This window comes from Clostridium sp. CMCC3677 (assembly GCF_023845585.1).
GTDB classification, from domain to species: domain Bacteria; phylum Bacillota; class Clostridia; order Clostridiales; family Clostridiaceae; genus Clostridium; species Clostridium aquiflavi.
On sequence record NZ_JAMQHS010000001.1, the window covers coordinates 12,560 to 28,254 of the forward strand.

The 15,695-nt window shown below is 26.5% G+C and carries 16 protein-coding genes; all 16 read left to right on the plus strand.

The window, feature by feature from the left end; translation table 11 throughout:
- Positions 1 to 409: 409 nt before the first annotated feature.
- Positions 410 to 1,252, plus strand: coding sequence for a YihY/virulence factor BrkB family protein (locus NG901_RS00070; protein ID WP_252211611.1), 843 nt, complete (start codon positions 410 to 412; stop codon positions 1,250 to 1,252).
- Between the two features lie 76 nt (positions 1,253 to 1,328).
- A complete protein-coding gene (locus NG901_RS00075; RefSeq protein ID WP_252211612.1) occupies positions 1,329 to 1,676 on the plus strand; it encodes a single-stranded DNA-binding protein in 348 nt (115 codons plus the stop codon).
- Positions 1,677 to 2,290: 614 nt separating this feature from the next.
- Positions 2,291 to 2,614 carry a DUF6514 family protein gene (locus NG901_RS00080; RefSeq protein WP_252211613.1) on the plus strand — a complete coding sequence of 108 codons (324 nt, stop codon included), beginning with the start codon at positions 2,291 to 2,293 and terminating at the stop codon, positions 2,612 to 2,614.
- 73 nt (positions 2,615 to 2,687) lie between these two features.
- Positions 2,688 to 3,059 carry a holo-ACP synthase gene (acpS, locus tag NG901_RS00085; RefSeq protein ID WP_252211614.1) on the plus strand — a complete coding sequence of 124 codons (372 nt, stop codon included), beginning with the start codon at positions 2,688 to 2,690 and terminating at the stop codon, positions 3,057 to 3,059.
- Position 3,060: 1 nt separating this feature from the next.
- On the plus strand, positions 3,061 to 4,560 hold the full coding sequence (locus tag NG901_RS00090; protein ID WP_252211615.1) for an NAD(P)H-hydrate dehydratase: 1,500 nt from the start codon (positions 3,061 to 3,063) through the stop codon (positions 4,558 to 4,560).
- Positions 4,561 to 4,625: 65 nt separating this feature from the next.
- Positions 4,626 to 5,255, plus strand: a complete 630-nt coding sequence (locus tag NG901_RS00095) for a germination lipoprotein GerS-related protein (RefSeq protein WP_252211616.1) — start codon at positions 4,626 to 4,628, stop codon at positions 5,253 to 5,255.
- 369 nt (positions 5,256 to 5,624) lie between these two features.
- On the plus strand, positions 5,625 to 5,879 hold the full coding sequence (locus tag NG901_RS00100) for a hypothetical protein (RefSeq protein ID WP_252211617.1): 255 nt from the start codon (positions 5,625 to 5,627) through the stop codon (positions 5,877 to 5,879).
- 9 nt (positions 5,880 to 5,888) lie between these two features.
- Positions 5,889 to 6,242, plus strand: coding sequence for a type II toxin-antitoxin system PemK/MazF family toxin (locus NG901_RS00105; RefSeq protein ID WP_286673916.1), 354 nt, complete (start codon positions 5,889 to 5,891; stop codon positions 6,240 to 6,242).
- A gap of 170 nt (positions 6,243 to 6,412) precedes the next feature.
- Positions 6,413 to 9,079, plus strand: a complete 2,667-nt coding sequence (locus tag NG901_RS00110) for a sigma-54-dependent transcriptional regulator (RefSeq protein WP_252211618.1) — start codon at positions 6,413 to 6,415, stop codon at positions 9,077 to 9,079.
- A gap of 607 nt (positions 9,080 to 9,686) precedes the next feature.
- The gene (locus NG901_RS00115; protein WP_252211619.1) at positions 9,687 to 10,109 is read left to right on the plus strand and encodes a PTS sugar transporter subunit IIA; all 423 of its coding nucleotides are present in this window, start codon (positions 9,687 to 9,689) and stop codon (positions 10,107 to 10,109) included.
- A gap of 20 nt (positions 10,110 to 10,129) precedes the next feature.
- Positions 10,130 to 10,600 carry a PTS sugar transporter subunit IIB gene (locus NG901_RS00120; RefSeq protein ID WP_252211620.1) on the plus strand — a complete coding sequence of 157 codons (471 nt, stop codon included), beginning with the start codon at positions 10,130 to 10,132 and terminating at the stop codon, positions 10,598 to 10,600.
- Between the two features lie 35 nt (positions 10,601 to 10,635).
- Positions 10,636 to 11,394, plus strand: coding sequence for a PTS mannose/fructose/sorbose/N-acetylgalactosamine transporter subunit IIC (locus tag NG901_RS00125; protein ID WP_252211621.1), 759 nt, complete (start codon positions 10,636 to 10,638; stop codon positions 11,392 to 11,394).
- A 26-nt stretch (positions 11,395 to 11,420) separates the two neighbouring features.
- Positions 11,421 to 12,278: a PTS system mannose/fructose/sorbose family transporter subunit IID gene (locus tag NG901_RS00130; RefSeq protein ID WP_252211622.1), complete on the plus strand. Its 858-nt coding sequence runs from the start codon at positions 11,421 to 11,423 to the stop codon at positions 12,276 to 12,278.
- Between the two features lie 457 nt (positions 12,279 to 12,735).
- A complete protein-coding gene (locus tag NG901_RS00135) occupies positions 12,736 to 13,560 on the plus strand; it encodes a transketolase (protein ID WP_252211623.1) in 825 nt (274 codons plus the stop codon).
- On the plus strand, positions 13,560 to 14,504 hold the full coding sequence (locus NG901_RS00140) for a transketolase family protein (protein ID WP_252211624.1): 945 nt from the start codon (positions 13,560 to 13,562) through the stop codon (positions 14,502 to 14,504). The genes NG901_RS00135 and NG901_RS00140 overlap by 1 nt, the downstream gene beginning before the upstream one ends.
- 292 nt (positions 14,505 to 14,796) lie before the next feature.
- The gene (locus tag NG901_RS00145; protein WP_252211625.1) at positions 14,797 to 15,648 is read left to right on the plus strand and encodes a YitT family protein; all 852 of its coding nucleotides are present in this window, start codon (positions 14,797 to 14,799) and stop codon (positions 15,646 to 15,648) included.
- The last annotated feature ends 47 nt before the right edge of the window (positions 15,649 to 15,695 follow it).

The following is a 15,695-nucleotide window of genomic DNA, read 5'->3' on the forward strand; positions in this document are numbered from 1 at the left end:
AATTATATTGATTTAGATACTAATCTATGTTTTGAGAAAATGTCAATATTGTTCTAAAACATAGCAAAAATATTTAAAGTTTAGTTTATTATAGGATTTAGTGCTGAGTAAGCATTAAGTCCTATAATTTTGTTGAAAACATGAATATTTATTTAAAATAAACTTTATTTTTATATTATGAATATTTTATAAATTTTATCTATAAAATATGAGAATAGAGATATAATGTTTAATGGGTAAAGATTTTAAATATTTTAATTAGTAAGCTTTGTAGGAAATTATGAAATCTGTTTATGGCTTGTTATCATAATTAATTCATTTAAAGGGATAAAGGGAATGTGGTATAAATATAATTTTATATAAGAATTAAATGAGATGATAATATCTAAAGATAGGAAATGGTGATTTAATGAGTCATACGAAGATGAGTTTAAGAGAAAAATTAAGATTATTATTACACTTGATTGTAAAAGTAAAAAATGATGATATTTTTGCATTAGCATCTCAATTAGCATATTATTTACTTTTATCATTCTTTCCATTTATTATTTTCTTAATAACGTTAATAGGATTTAGTAATATGGATTCTATACAAGTATTAAATGGAATAAAAGCTATAGTTCCAGAAGCGGTATTTGAATTAACTTCATCTATAATAGTTGAGGTTTTTGATAAACAATATACAGGTTTATTAGGAATCTCAATTTTATTAGCTTTATGGACTTCATCATCAGGTTTTAGAGCTGTAATTAAAGGTGTTAATAAAGCTTATGGTTTTAAAGAAAAGAGATCATTTATAAAAAGACTAATAATTTCTATGCTTAGTGTAGTAGCATTGGCAGTAATTATAATATTATCATTGTCTATGCTTGTATTTGGAAATGTAATAGGAAGTTATTTGGTAAAAATGATTCCTTTTACAAAAATAATTATGATTTTATGGAATATATGTAGATATGCTTTTGTTGTGATTATGATGATATTTATATTTGCGTCAATATATAGATTTACTCCGTCAAAAAGATTAAAATGGAGAGAAGTAATACCAGGATCTATATTTAGTACAATAGGATGGATAATAACATCTTATGGATTTTCTTTTTATATAGATAATTTTAGGAATTTTTCTAGATTTTATGGGAGTCTTGGAGCTGTTTTTATATTGATGACTTGGTTGTTTTTAGTTTCAATTTTATTTATTTTAGGAGTAGAAATAAATTGTGTGTTAGATGAATTTAAAAACCAATTATAAGAATATTGTATTTTACTGAATATAATTATATTAACTGGATAGAATCAATAAAGAAATATTCAGGAGGTGTAATATAATGAATAAAATAGTATTAGTAGGAAATTTTATAAAGGACCCTGAACTTATGTATACTGAAAAAGATAGTAAAACATACAGTAAATTTATAATAGCTGTAGATAGACCATTTAAAAGTTTAGATGGTACTAGAAAAGCTGATTTAATTCCCATAGTAGTATGGGGCAAAAAAGCAGAAGTTATATGTCGCTATATGAAAAAGGGCGATAGTATAAGTTTAAGTGGTAGATTAAGAACTGGAAGTTATGAAGATAAAGACGGAAATAAGAAATACATAGCAGAAGTTGTTGGTGAAGACTTTAAGTTCTTAGGAAACAAAAGGCCGGAAAAAGTTATTGCAGAAAATTAAAATAATATATAATTTTAATTTTCTGCAAGTGAATAAAATTGAAGTGAACTCTGTTAAGTAGATGCAGTAAAAAATACTGTTGTAAAACCTACTTGACGGAGTTATTTTTATTCTTTAGGACTTTATTTTATTTATAAAGTTTTAAAATATTAGAAAAATTTAAGAAATAATATACCAAATATTGAATTAATAAATAAATGTGATATAATAAATAATGTAAACGATAACTAAAAAGTTTTCAGTTTTCAATTTTCAATTATGGTTACAATGAAATTTATGGGGTTAAAATGGGAAAAAATAAACCATCTTAAAATAGATTTAGGCTATTTAAGGTGGTTTATTTTTATTCTATAACAATGTATAAACATATATAAATATAAGATATATATTAAAATTAAAATTAAATTATTGCAATTAGATTAATATTCGACAAATACTTTAAATTTAATTTTAAATATATTTATTTATACGGTGATAAATAGCAAGTTTGAAAATTTATTGTCAATAAAAAATATATAAATAACTAATTATCGGGACATGCTTTGACATTTTATAAAAGGTTAATGTGATAATATTAACATGTGTTACAAATTTAAAAGGGGTTGAGTAATTATATGGATATTATAGAAGAATATACATCTATAGATACTGAAAACAATTTTGAGTATAAATATAGGTTAACCAAATCACTGTATAAAGGAATAACAGGATATGGCATAGAAGTACAAAGCCAAAACTCAAATACCACTAATGAGGTATTTTATGAAAAGGATTCAGTAAATTTAATTTCTATAAATAGACACAATGTTAAAGCTTTACTTACTAAATTATATGAAAACAGAGTTTCACCACTACATCTTATAGACATTATTGGTGAGTATGTAGACGAGCATGTATGTGAATTTGACAATTTTACTTCAAAGGAAGTTGCAAATTAATTGTTAAATATTACTTAAATACTTTATTTAGTATATACTAAATAAAGTAACTTTCTGAGAAAGGGGTAATATTTTGATAAGAGGAATTGGAACAGATATAATAGAAATTGAAAGAATAAAAAAAGCTATTGAAAGTAATCCAAATTTTATAAATAGATTTTTTACGCAAAAAGAGATTGAATACTTTAAATTAAGAAGATTTAATGCTAATACTATATCAGGAAATTTTGCAGCAAAAGAAGCTGTAAGTAAAGCATTAGGTAGCGGTTTTAGAGGATTTGGATTGAAGGATATAGAGGTATTAAGAGATGAACTAGGAAAGCCAATAGTGAATTTAAGTGATAAATTATATAAAATGTTTAATTTAGATAATTATAATATTTTTATAAGTATATCTCATAGTAATACTGACGCTATAGCATATGCAATAATAGAGGTGATATAACATGGAAATTATGTCTTCTAAAAAGTGTAAACTAATTGATGAGCTAACAATTAATGAAATAGGAATTCCTAGTATTGTTTTAATGGAAAATGCAGCTATATCAATATATAAGGAAATATATAATATGGGTGATAGTTTTCTTGTAATATGTGGTCAAGGAAATAATGGTGGAGATGGTTTAGCGATTTCTAGACATTTATTCAATAATGGTAAGAAGGTAAAAGTTTATATTGTTGGAGTTAATGAAAATTATAGTGATGATTTTAAATTAAATCTAAAAATATTAACCAATCTAGAGAACATAGAAATTAAAAAGATAAGATCAGAAGAAGATATAGATATTAATTTAGTTAACGATATTAAAAAATTTGATGTCGTAGTTGATGCTATTTTTGGTATTGGATTAAATAGGGATCTTAAAGGTTTGTTTAAAACTATTATAGATGAAATTAATGTTAACTCAAATATAATTGTATCAGTAGATGTTCCATCTGGCTTAGATTGTGATGAGGGAGTACCAAAAGGAATTTCAATAAGAGCAAATTATACGTATACATTTGAAGTTATAAAAAAAGGATTCTTAAGTTATAAAGCAATTGAATATTTAGGAAATATTAAAGTTGTAAATATAGGTATTCCCCAAAAAATTAAAAAACAAAATAATGATGGAATTTGTATATTAGATGATCCTGAATATAAAAAGTTAATCCCAAAAAGAAATATTTATGGACATAAAGGAAACTATGGTAGAGCAATTATAATTGCAGGTAGCAGTGGGTTTACAGGGGCAGCCTTTATAACTACTGAATGTACAGTTAGAAGTGGTGCTGGATTAGTAACTTTAGTTTGTCCTAAAGAAATACAACCTATATTATCTAATAAATTGATAGAGGCTATGACTTTAAATACAGAAGATGAAAAATTAAATGAGCTATTAAAAGGAGCTCAAGTCATTGCCATTGGACCAGGACTTGGAACTGGAGAAAAAGAGAAACAACTATTTGAAAAGGTTGTAAAGGAAACAACTTGTCCAATAATCATTGATGCAGACGCAATAACATTATTGTCAAAAAATAAGTCATTACTAAAATATTTAGAAAATAGAGCAATTATGACACCACATCCAGGAGAATTAGCTAGATTTTTAGATATAAAAATTAGTGAAGTTGAAGATGATAGAATTAGCGTAGTAAAGAAATTTTTTAAGGATTACAGAATAAATTTATTGTTAAAGGGTTATAAGACAGTAATTTGTGTTCATAATAAAACTTACATAAATGAAACGGGTAATAGCAAAATGGCATCAGGTGGAATGGGTGATGCCTTAACAGGAATAATAACTGGACTAATATCTCAAGGAGTAAACATTGAAGAAGCAACTGTTTTAGGAACTTATATACATGGAAAATTGGCTGATGAAATTTCGCAAAACTCTTTTATAGTTAATGCAAGAGATATTATTAATAATTTACCAACAAAAATTAATAACATTCTTAATTAATTAAGAATAAAATAAAAAAACTTTTCATAATAGTAATAAAGTATTAATAAAGCTTTGGAGGATTAATGGAAAAGAAAAAAAAGACAATTAAAAGTAAAATGCTTTTATCTACTTTATTACTTATACCAATTATCACTATTCTATTGATAGTTTTATTTAGACATATTTTACTTCCGACTAATGAAGACATTTTAAATTATGTTAAGAACATAAAAGAATATAGTACAGGCGTAGAATATATATTTAAAAATTCAAGAGGTGAAATTAAAGAATTAACTACACAATATTATAGCGATAATAAAGGATTGAGAATTGAATTTGGACAAGATAACAAAACAATAAAAGTATATAACAGCGGAGAAATACAAGTTAAGGACTATCAAGGTGATGAATTTAAACTTGATGGGAATATGGACGTTATTTATCCACTAGCATCAATAAACAATATTTTATCTAATAAGATGTTAGGTGAAATAAAAGAAAACGTTAAAGAATGGGGTGATGGAAACTACCTGGAAATTGATTTGAAGTATGATATGAATAATAAACATTTTGAAAAAGGAAAATTTTATATAGATAAAAAAACAAAGTCACCTATATTATTAAAAATATTTGATATTAACGGAATTGAAAGAGTTATTATAACTTATAAAGATTTTAAAATTGAAAAGAATTTAAGTGATGAGTTGTTTTAATCAATATATGTTTTTTAAGATAACCTATGATGATAAGGAAGAATGGAAACCACATAAAAATTGAAATTTTTATATTATCTTTGTAGTTAATGTTCTTCCTAAGAATTAAATAAGTAAAAAACATTGGAATTAAATAAAATTAAGCCATATTAATATCAAAATAACATTAGCTTAAAATTATTTTATAGAAAGTATCATAAAGATACATACGTTTTAAGTAAATAATTGTTACAAATAATATAAATAAATAAAACTCTTAGTTTAATAAAAAATATATAACAAAAAAAGGACAATTCTTTTGACAAATTGACATAATTTGCAATATAATAGATATATACATAGGATTTTTACTACTATGGAGGAGAAATTATGTCACATTTTAAGGATAATAAAAAAAATTACGATATATTTTGTACAAATAAAAAAAAGAGTGAATTTATGAGCGACTCAATAATATTATATATTGATGATACGATTGAAGATATGAGTTTAGTCGATTTTGAATACTCAATGATAAAGGGTTATCAAGATATGGCAGAATTAAATTTGGAACTTTCTAGAGATGGGGTTGAAAAGCTATTAAGTGATATTAATGAATATGAGATATGGCTTTGCGGAGAGTGATTATTTGAAATGGCAACTATGGTAGTAAAAAGAGGAGATATATTTTATGCTGATTTAAGTCCTGTTATAGGATCTGAACAAGGCGGAATACGTCCCGTTATTATAATACAAAACGATATAGGAAATAGATATAGTCCTACTGTTATTGTAGCAGCAATAACATCACAAATAAACAAGGCTAAACTACCTACTCATGTTGAAATATCTTCAGAGGAGTATGGTTTAAATAGGGATTCAGTTGTATTATTAGAACAAATAAGGACTTTAGATAAACGAAGATTAAAGGAAAAAATTGGACATATGACTGATTGTGATATGAAGAAAGTAAATAAATCTTTGATTATAAGTCTAAATCTTAATTAAAAAAAGGATAGAGTGAATCTATCCTTTTAAAGCATACAGAGACACTTTCTATAGTAATAGCATATAAACTAAGGAAAGTGTCTTTTATTATATAATAAATTAAATTTTTACTTTAGCTAAAGATTCTTTTATTTAAAACATATCTAATTTATAAAAAAGGAGATGTTTCAGTGTTTGATGATTATAAACCAAAAGATAAATTTAGTAGAAAAGAACGAGTATATAAAAAGTTAAAAGATCTTACTAAAACTATAAATTTTAGTGAAACGTTAGAAGAAAAAATAGGATTTGAAGCTAGTTACATAGCTAAAGAATTAAATATATCTAGAAATAATGTGAGTAAAGAATTAAATTGTCTTGTAAATGAAGAGCTGGCAGTTAAAATTCAGGGCAAACCAGTATTATATCTAGATAAGATTTATTTAGAACTAAAATTTGGTATAACTATAAAAGAATCAGTAATAGCCCAATATAGTTCATTAAGTAAAATATTAACAAATGAAATAAGTTTGAAAAAAGATGAAGAGTTTAAAAATATAAAAGATATTAGAGAATTAGATAAAGAAAAACTACCTAAATATAAAAAAACTATTTTTAAAAGCATAATTGGTAGTGAAGATTCATTAAAATCACAAATTAAGCAAGCAAAAGCAACAATATTATATCCACCTAATGGATTACATACTTTATTAATCGGACCTACAGGTGTTGGGAAAACTACATTTGCTGAAGCTATGTATATATATGCAATAGAATCAGGAAAACTTACGAAGGATTCTCCATATATTATATTTAATTGTGCAGATTATGCAGAAAATTCTCAGCTTTTACTTTCACATTTATTTGGACATGTAAAAGGAGCATTTACTGGTGCAAGTTGTGAAAAAAAAGGATTGGTAGATCAAGCTAATGGTGGAATATTATTTTTAGATGAGGTACATCGTCTATCTCCGGAAGGACAGGAAATGCTATTTTCATTAATGGATAGGGGAAGTTATAGGAGATTAGGAGAATCTGAGAATGCAAGAAAAGCTAACATATTATTTATAGCAGCAACAACAGAAAATCCTAAATCAGCTATTTTAGGAACATTTTTAAGAAGAATTCCTGTAACAATCAAGCTGCCTAGTTTAAGTAAACGTTCACTAAAGGAACGAATGGAGCTTATTTGCCAATTTTTTAAAAATGAATCTGTAAAAATTAAGGCTCCATTAAAAGTATCTAAAGAAGTATTAAAAGTATTACTACTTTATAAATGTCCTGGTAATATCGGTCAGTTAAAGAATGATATTCAACTTATTTGTGCTAATGCATTTGTTGAATATATTACAGAAGAATATGAATATGTATATGTAAAGTTATCTCAAATTTCTCAAAGATTTAAAGAAGGTTTATTTACAATTGAAGATAAAAGACAAGAACTAATTAAATATTTTGATTTAAATGATTTTGAATCTATAATATTTAATGGTTCAAGCGAAGAATCAGACGACAATTTAAATGGATTATTATTGTATGACAACTATAATACTGAAGGAGATTTTTATGATTTAATGCTACAAAAAGCTCAGAAGTTTTATGTAGACGGATTATCTATAAAACAGATTAGGGAAAATATAGTTAATCAAATACAATATAGATTTAATAATACAGCATCTATAGAAAAATCTGAAGACTTAGAACTTGATAAAGAAGTATTATCCAAAATAGTAACACCAGAGATTGTTGAGATTATTAAAGAATCATTTGTAGAAGATTCACATGACTGTATTAAGAATATAGATACTAAATTAATGTATAGTTTGGCATTACATATAGAAACTCTTTTGGAACGATTAAGAATAGGAAACATAGTTATATACCCTAAATCTGAAGATAATTATAAAAATTATAAACAAGAATACAATCTTGCAACATTAATAAAATCTAAAATAGAAGAAAAATTTTTTGTTAAAATACCTAATGATGAATTAGCATTTATAACTATGTTCTTGCGTTCTGTAAATACTAAAAAAGAACATGGAAATATTCAAGTTTTAGTAATTGCGCATGGTCATGGAACTGCAACTAATATGGTTGATGTTGCAAAGACGCTTTTAGGATATGATTGTATACATGCATTAGATATGCCATTAGAAGAAAAAGTTGAGGTCACTTTAAAGAAAGCTATAAATACAGTTAGTAAAATAAATAAAGGAAGTGGAGTTTTACTACTAGTTGATATGGGATCTTTAGCAACATTTGGAGATGTGATTACGGAAAAAACAGGAATAGAAACAAGAACTATAAAAATGGTTAGTACACCTATGGTTATTGAAGCAGCAAGAAAAGCTATGACTTCAAATATAAATATGGATATATTAGTGAATAATATAGAGAATGTTAGCTCATTAATTGGAGGTAGAGTAAAAGTAAACACAGAAAATATAGATTCAAGAAATTTGGAAATAGGAAGTAATTATGAAAATATAAATTGGAAAAAACATATTATAAAGTTATTAGATGAGGCACTTACATTCTTAAATGTTGAAAAAGCATCAGAAATATTAAATCAAGTTTTAGAAAAAATAGCTACAGATTGTGGTAATAAAATTGATGATAGCTTGTATATAAAATTTTTATTTCATTGTTCTTGTATGATAGAACGAGTTATAAGAAATGAGTCTTTACCATATAAAAAATTTTTAACAATAAAAAATAGTAAGAATAAACTTTTTAATATTATAAAAAACAATTTTGAATTAGTTGAAGAGATATTTGGGATTTCTATTCCGGACTCAGAATTAGCATACATAGTTGAGATGGTTGATATTAGTTTTAATATAACAAAAAATTAAAGTTATGTTTTAGCAAAGTGTTGATATATGCATAAGCAAAGTGGACAAAATGTAAAAAAAGGAAACTCGACTTCTGATAGTCGCTGAGTAAGTTCGAGGAGCGAAATATAAAATTCCGACTCTCACTTAACAACACTAAAATAAGTATAGTCCCATTTCAGCTTGTTCCCAATATAAAATTGAGACAAGCAGTAAATTTGACAATACTTATTAAGTGTTCTAAAAATCCAATTACAATGCCACTTGGCCTATTGCATATATCAACACACATTTAAAACAGAGCTGAAATGTAAAAAAAATGTGTATTTATATAAATAAAAAACTAAATGTGTATTTGCATTTAGTTTTTTTTAATACACGTTTAATACACATTTAATACACATAGAGTGATACTAAATTAAAATGTATATAATTAATTTATTTAGCATTAAATAAAATTATTTTATGAAATATTATATGATTTTTGTTTATTTAAACGTTAACATTACTAGGGTTAAAGGGATATCTATTATAAAATACTATTTTTGATACACATTATATTAATTTTTTGGCAAGGGACTTGCTTAATAAATAAGTATAAGAAAAACTAAGGAGGTGTCAAGGCAAGATGATAGGAATTTTATTGGTGACTCATGGAAAATTTTCAGAAGAAATAGTAAAGAGTGCGGAACTTATTGTAGGAAAACAAGAAAAAATATTAACATTAGGACTTCAACATGGAGATAGTGTTGAAATGTTAGGTGATAAGGTTAAGGAGTCAGTTCAATCTTTAGAAGATGGTGATGGAGTTTTAGTATTAGTAGACCTTATGGGGGGGAGTCCTTATAATGTAGTTGCTCTAAATTCAAGTAAATTATCAAGTATTAACTTTAGATGTATAACAGGTGTTAATTTACCAATATTACTTGAAGCAATTACAATGAGAGAAGTTTATAACTTAGATAATTTAACTGATCATTGCGTGGAAACAGGAACAAAAGGAATTAAAGAATTATTTAAAGAAATGGAATTATTAAAAAAGAGTAATTAATTAAAAAGGAGAGGATAAATATGTTAAATATTGTTTTAACAAGAATAGATGATAGATTAATACATGGTCAAGTAGCAACAGCTTGGTCTAAAATTACAAAGGCAACTAAAATAATAGTAGTAGATGATGCAGTAGCTCAAGATCCATTTATGGAAATGGTTTTAAAATCAGCGGCACCATCTTCAATTAAAGTTGAAATATACGGAGTAAATGATGCTATTAATGCTTTAAATAAAGATGATGACGGAGAAAGAGTAATAGTTTTAATTAAGACTCCAATGCCTGTTCTTAGTCTTGTAAAAGCTGGAGTAGCAATAAAAGAATTGAATCTTGGAGGAATGGGTGCAAAACAAGGTAGAAAACAATTCTATAAGAATATTTCAGTTTCAGATGAAGAAAAAGAAGCATTTAAAGAGCTTAAGGAATTAGGTGTAAACGTTTTTGTGCAAATTGTTCCTGATGCAAAGCAAATTCAATTAGATAAAATATAACAAATAAACTTTAACTATACATAGGAGGGATCAGTATGAATGTTACAATTTTACAAGCTGTATTAATAGGATTTTTCTATTATATATCATGGAGTCCTTGGTTTACTTATGCAGGATTCTTTACATTTAACAGACCTTTAGTAGCTGGATTTATAACAGGAATAATATTAGGCCATCCTTTAGAAGGTGCATTAATAGGAGCTGGTATAAATGTTATTTATTTAGGATTTATATCAGCAGGAGGAGCTCAAATGGGAGATCCTGCTTTTGCTGGATATGTTGGTACTGCACTTGCAATAATTTCAGATTTAGATATTGAAACTGCAATGGCAATAGCAGTTCCTCTTGGCACTATTGCAACAATTCTATGGATAGGAAAAATGACAATCAACTCATTCTTTGTTCACTGGGCAGATAAAGAAGTTGAAAAAGGAAATATTGATGCCGTCGGATTTATAAATGTAATACCGCCACAAATAGCACTTTTTTTACTAAGCTTCATACCTGCAGCATTAGTTGTATATTATGGACCTAATGCAGTATCAGGACTATTAGAAGTTCTAAGTCCTAATGTATTACATGTATTTAATGTAATAGGTGCAATGTTACCAGCATTAGGTATTGCAATGAACTTAAAATTAATAGGAAACTCATTTACAATGCCATTCTTTGTATTAGGAATCATAATGTCAGTTTGCTTTAAGCTTGATATAGTTATTATATCAATAATAGGAATGGTAATCGCATTAACTGTAACTGCTATAAAGAATAGTAATTCTACTTCTAATGCATAAAAGGAATTTGAGAGGAGGAACTATATATGTCAGAATTAAATGTTATGCCTACAAATAAGCCGGTTGAAAATGATGAAATTAAAACTTTAACTAAAAGAGATGTAATAAAATCTTGGATTAGATGGTTTATGTTTGCACAATCAAATTATAACTATGAAAGAATGCAAGCTACATCCTTTGCACATTCAATGTTACCAATAGTAAAGAAGTTATATAAAGATAAAGAGGATAGAAAATCAGCAGTACAAAGACATTTAGCATTTTTTAATACTGAACCTATTTGTGGATCTGTAATTCATGGTATAACTATAGCTATGGAAGAAGAAAAATCTAATGGTAAGCCAATAAGTGATGAAGGATTTAATGCTATAAAAACAGGATTAATGGGACCTTTAGCAGGCGTTGGTGATACATTAACACAAGGGATTATTACACCTATTTTGCTTGCAATATGTATAGGTATTACTAATACAGGAAATATTGCTGGACCAATAATATTTTTAATATCACAATTTGCTATAATGGGTGGTATATCATTTAGCTTATGGATGAGTGGGTACAACCTTGGTAAAAAAGCTGTGGAACAAATATTACAAGGTGGAAAAATAAATAAAGTAATTGAAACTGCATCTGTACTTGGTACTCTTGTAATGGGTGGTCTTGTTGGTAGATTTGTTGATTTAAAAACTAATATAAGTTTTAATATGGGAGAAGTTGATTTCAGTTTACAAACAGATCTTTTAGATAAATTAATGCCAGGATTAATACCGTTTGCTTTGACATTAATAGTATTACAAATGGTTAAAAAAGGAGTTTCTCCAATTAAAATAATGGGAATACTTATAGGTGCTGGTGCTATTTTAGGAGCTTTAGGTATATTCTAATTAATAAAATTTTTAAACACTATTTAAATTAATAACCATTTAACTCATTATATAATAAATCGATTATCTAAAATACATAAATTATATTTTAAGGTAGGGTGTTGATATCTGCATATGCAAAGTGGATAGAGTAATTGAACTTTACCTACTGTATATATCAACACATATTTAAAACAGAGCCAATAAAAAAATTTCAAATTTAAATATTGTTTTTAAGATAATCCTTAAGTTGTATATGCCATGAAAAACAAATTTCATGGCATATATTAATTATTATGGGTTATCGAAGTGGAAAAAGTATAGCATATTAATAAATAGTGTATACAATATAAGAAAATAACGTATACAATATAATTATTAATATATACAAATATAATAAATCATGATAGAATAAAACTGTTGAAAAATGAAAAGAATATGTTCTAGGTGAGGAATTTAATCATAGGAGGATTATAGTATGAATAATAACAAAGAAAAGCTTCAAGAAATATCAAAGCTTATAAGAAAAGATATAGTAACTATGCTTACTGAATCAGCATCAGGACATCCGGGTGGATCTTTATCAATAGCGGATATAATGAGTGTATTATTTTTTAATGAAATGAACATAGATCCTAAAAATCCTAAGAATCCTGATAGAGATAGATTTGTATTATCAAAAGGACATGCTGCACCAGCTTTATATAGTGCATTAGCAAGAAAAGGTTATTTTGATGTAGAAGAATTAAATACTTTAAGAAAGATAGGATCTAGATTACAAGGACATCCTAATATGAATGATTTACCAGGAATTGATATGTCAACAGGTTCATTAGGACAAGGAATTTCAGCAGCTGTTGGAATGGCATTAGCAGGTAAATTAGATAATAAAAATTATAGAGTTTACACTATATTAGGTGATGGAGAACTTGAAGAAGGTCAAGTTTGGGAAGCATCAATGTCAGCAGCTCACTATAAATTAGATAATTTAACTGCATTTGTAGATTATAATGGACTACAAATAGATGGAAATATTTCAGATGTAATGAATCCAGCTCCAATTGATAAGAAATTTGAAGCTTTTGGATGGAATACTTTAATAATAGATGGTCATGATTATGATCAAATTTTAGCTGCAATCGAAAAAGCTAAAAACACAAAAGGACAACCAACAGTTATAGTATGTAAAACAGTAAAAGGTAAGGGTGTTTCATTCATGGAAAACCAAGCAGGATGGCATGGAGCAGCACCAAGCGTAGAACAACGTGATCAAGCATTAAAAGAAATTGGAGGGGAAAACTAATGGGTAATAAAATAGCAACTAGAGAAGCTTATGGTAAAGCATTAGTAAAACTTTCAAACATGAATAAAGATGTTGTAGTATTAGATGCAGATTTATCAAAGTCAACTAAAACAGCAGATTTTAAAGCAGCTGCACCAGAAAGATTTATAAATATGGGAATAGCAGAAGCTAATATGATGGGAGTTGCATCAGGTCTTTCAACTTGTGGAAAAGTTCCATTTGTTAGTACATTTGCAATGTTTGCAGCAGGTAGAGCATTTGAACAAATTAGAAATTCAATTTGTTATCCAAAACTTAATGTTAAAGTTTGTGCAACACATGCAGGATTAACAGTAGGAGAAGATGGAGCATCTCATCAATCAGTTGAAGATATTTCATTAATGAGAAGTATCCCTAATATGACAGTAATAAATCCAGCAGATGCAATTGAAACTGAAGCAGCTATTTTAGCTGTATCAGAATATAAGGGACCTTGTTATGTAAGACTTGGTAGATTAGCAGTTGAAAATGTAAATGACAATGCTGACTATAAGTTTGAAATAGGAAAAGGTGTAACATTAGCAAATGGAAATGATGTTACTATAGTAGCAACAGGAATAATGGTTAAATTAGCATTAGAAGCTAAAGAAGAATTAGCTAAAGATGGAATAGATGCAAGAGTTATTAATATTCATACTATAAAACCTATAGATTCAGAATTATTAATAAAAGCAGCAAAAGAAACAGGTGCTATTGTTACTGCTGAAGAACATAGCATAATTGGTGGATTAGGTTCTGCTGTATCAGAAGTATTATGTGAAGAAATGCCAGTTCCAGTATTAAAAGTTGGAATTGAAGATACATTTGGTGAAAGTGGAAAGCCAGAACAATTATTAAAAGCATATGGATTAACAACTGAGAAAATAGTTGAAAAAGTTAAAAAAGCAGTATCAATTAAGAGATAATTAATTTTAATTATTAAGGTAGCAATATTTTTATTTATTGCTACCTTATTTTTATTTCTTTGATATAAGTAAAGTATGTGATTTTTTAGGCTAAAAATGTTTAATAATAAGTATAAAATTTTAGATATAGTCAAATTAGATTTAAAATAGTAAAGTAGAAATTTATTTAGCAAAAAGAATATTGATATTGTAAAAAAATAATGGGAAAATATAGAGGAGTTATTACATACTTTGAATAATAAAAGGCAATAGTGGAAATATAGATATATATTTATAAATAGGGGGAATGATTATGAGAAGTTTAATAAGAGAATATGGAATAATGACAATAGGTATAATACTAGTTGCATTAGGAAATGAGTATTTTTTTATACCTAATAAACTTGCTGGTGGTGGAATAACTGGAATAGGTATTATAATAAATGAATTTGCACCTAATATTTCAGTTGGAGGAATAACTTTTATATTAAATACTATATTATTAGTTTTGTCATTTATATTTATAAATGGTGATTTTGGGGTTAAAACAATATATGCAAGTTTAGGATTATCAATAATAATGTGGATTGTAGAGAAATTCTTTAGTCCAGTTGCTATAACAAACGATCTTATAATAGCAACAATATTTGGAACAATAATAGCAGCTTTCGGTATGGCATTAGTTTTTAATCAAAACTCATCTACTGGAGGAACTGATATATTAGCTAAAATGTTAAATAAATTTTTAAATTTAGATATAGGAAAGTCATTGCTTATAGTAGATTTTATTATTACGTTTGCAGCAGCTTTAGTATTTGGAATAGATATAGGTCTATATTCAATGCTTAGTGTAATAATATTAGGAATTCTTGTAGATAACTTTATAGAAGGATTCAATATATGTAAACAAGTAATAATTATTAGTCAAAAAAATGATGAAATTAGCAAATATATAATGGATGTATTAGGTAGAGGCTGTACTTTTTTAAAAGGAATAGGCGGTTTTACTGGAGATAATTCAACAGTTTTGTATGCTGTATTAAGTAGAAATCAGTTTATAAAATTAAAAAGATTTATACAGGAGACAGATTCAAAGGCATTTATAGCAGTTGGAGAAGTGCATGAAGTCTTGGGAGAAGGCTTTAAAGATATACAAATGGATTAAATATAATAGAATTTTTATATTTAAGAAATTTGTATAACATTAAAAAC

Coding starts and splice junctions, on each gene's coding strand:
- NG901_RS00120 (WP_252211620.1), top strand. CDS start 10,130: ATGTTAAATATTGTTTTAACAAGAATAGATGATAGATTAATACATGGT.
- NG901_RS00130 (WP_252211622.1), top strand. CDS start 11,421: ATGTCAGAATTAAATGTTATGCCTACAAATAAGCCGGTTGAAAATGAT.
- NG901_RS00075 (WP_252211612.1), top strand. CDS start 1,329: ATGAATAAAATAGTATTAGTAGGAAATTTTATAAAGGACCCTGAACTT.
- NG901_RS00100 (WP_252211617.1), top strand. CDS start 5,625: ATGTCACATTTTAAGGATAATAAAAAAAATTACGATATATTTTGTACA.
- NG901_RS00090 (WP_252211615.1), top strand. CDS start 3,061: ATGGAAATTATGTCTTCTAAAAAGTGTAAACTAATTGATGAGCTAACA.
- NG901_RS00080 (WP_252211613.1), top strand. CDS start 2,291: ATGGATATTATAGAAGAATATACATCTATAGATACTGAAAACAATTTT.
- NG901_RS00095 (WP_252211616.1), top strand. CDS start 4,626: ATGGAAAAGAAAAAAAAGACAATTAAAAGTAAAATGCTTTTATCTACT.
- NG901_RS00115 (WP_252211619.1), top strand. CDS start 9,687: ATGATAGGAATTTTATTGGTGACTCATGGAAAATTTTCAGAAGAAATA.
- NG901_RS00145 (WP_252211625.1), top strand. CDS start 14,797: ATGAGAAGTTTAATAAGAGAATATGGAATAATGACAATAGGTATAATA.
- NG901_RS00140 (WP_252211624.1), top strand. CDS start 13,560: ATGGGTAATAAAATAGCAACTAGAGAAGCTTATGGTAAAGCATTAGTA.
- NG901_RS00070 (WP_252211611.1), top strand. CDS start 410: ATGAGTCATACGAAGATGAGTTTAAGAGAAAAATTAAGATTATTATTA.
- NG901_RS00135 (WP_252211623.1), top strand. CDS start 12,736: ATGAATAATAACAAAGAAAAGCTTCAAGAAATATCAAAGCTTATAAGA.
- NG901_RS00105 (WP_286673916.1), top strand. CDS start 5,889: ATGGCAACTATGGTAGTAAAAAGAGGAGATATATTTTATGCTGATTTA.
- NG901_RS00125 (WP_252211621.1), top strand. CDS start 10,636: ATGAATGTTACAATTTTACAAGCTGTATTAATAGGATTTTTCTATTAT.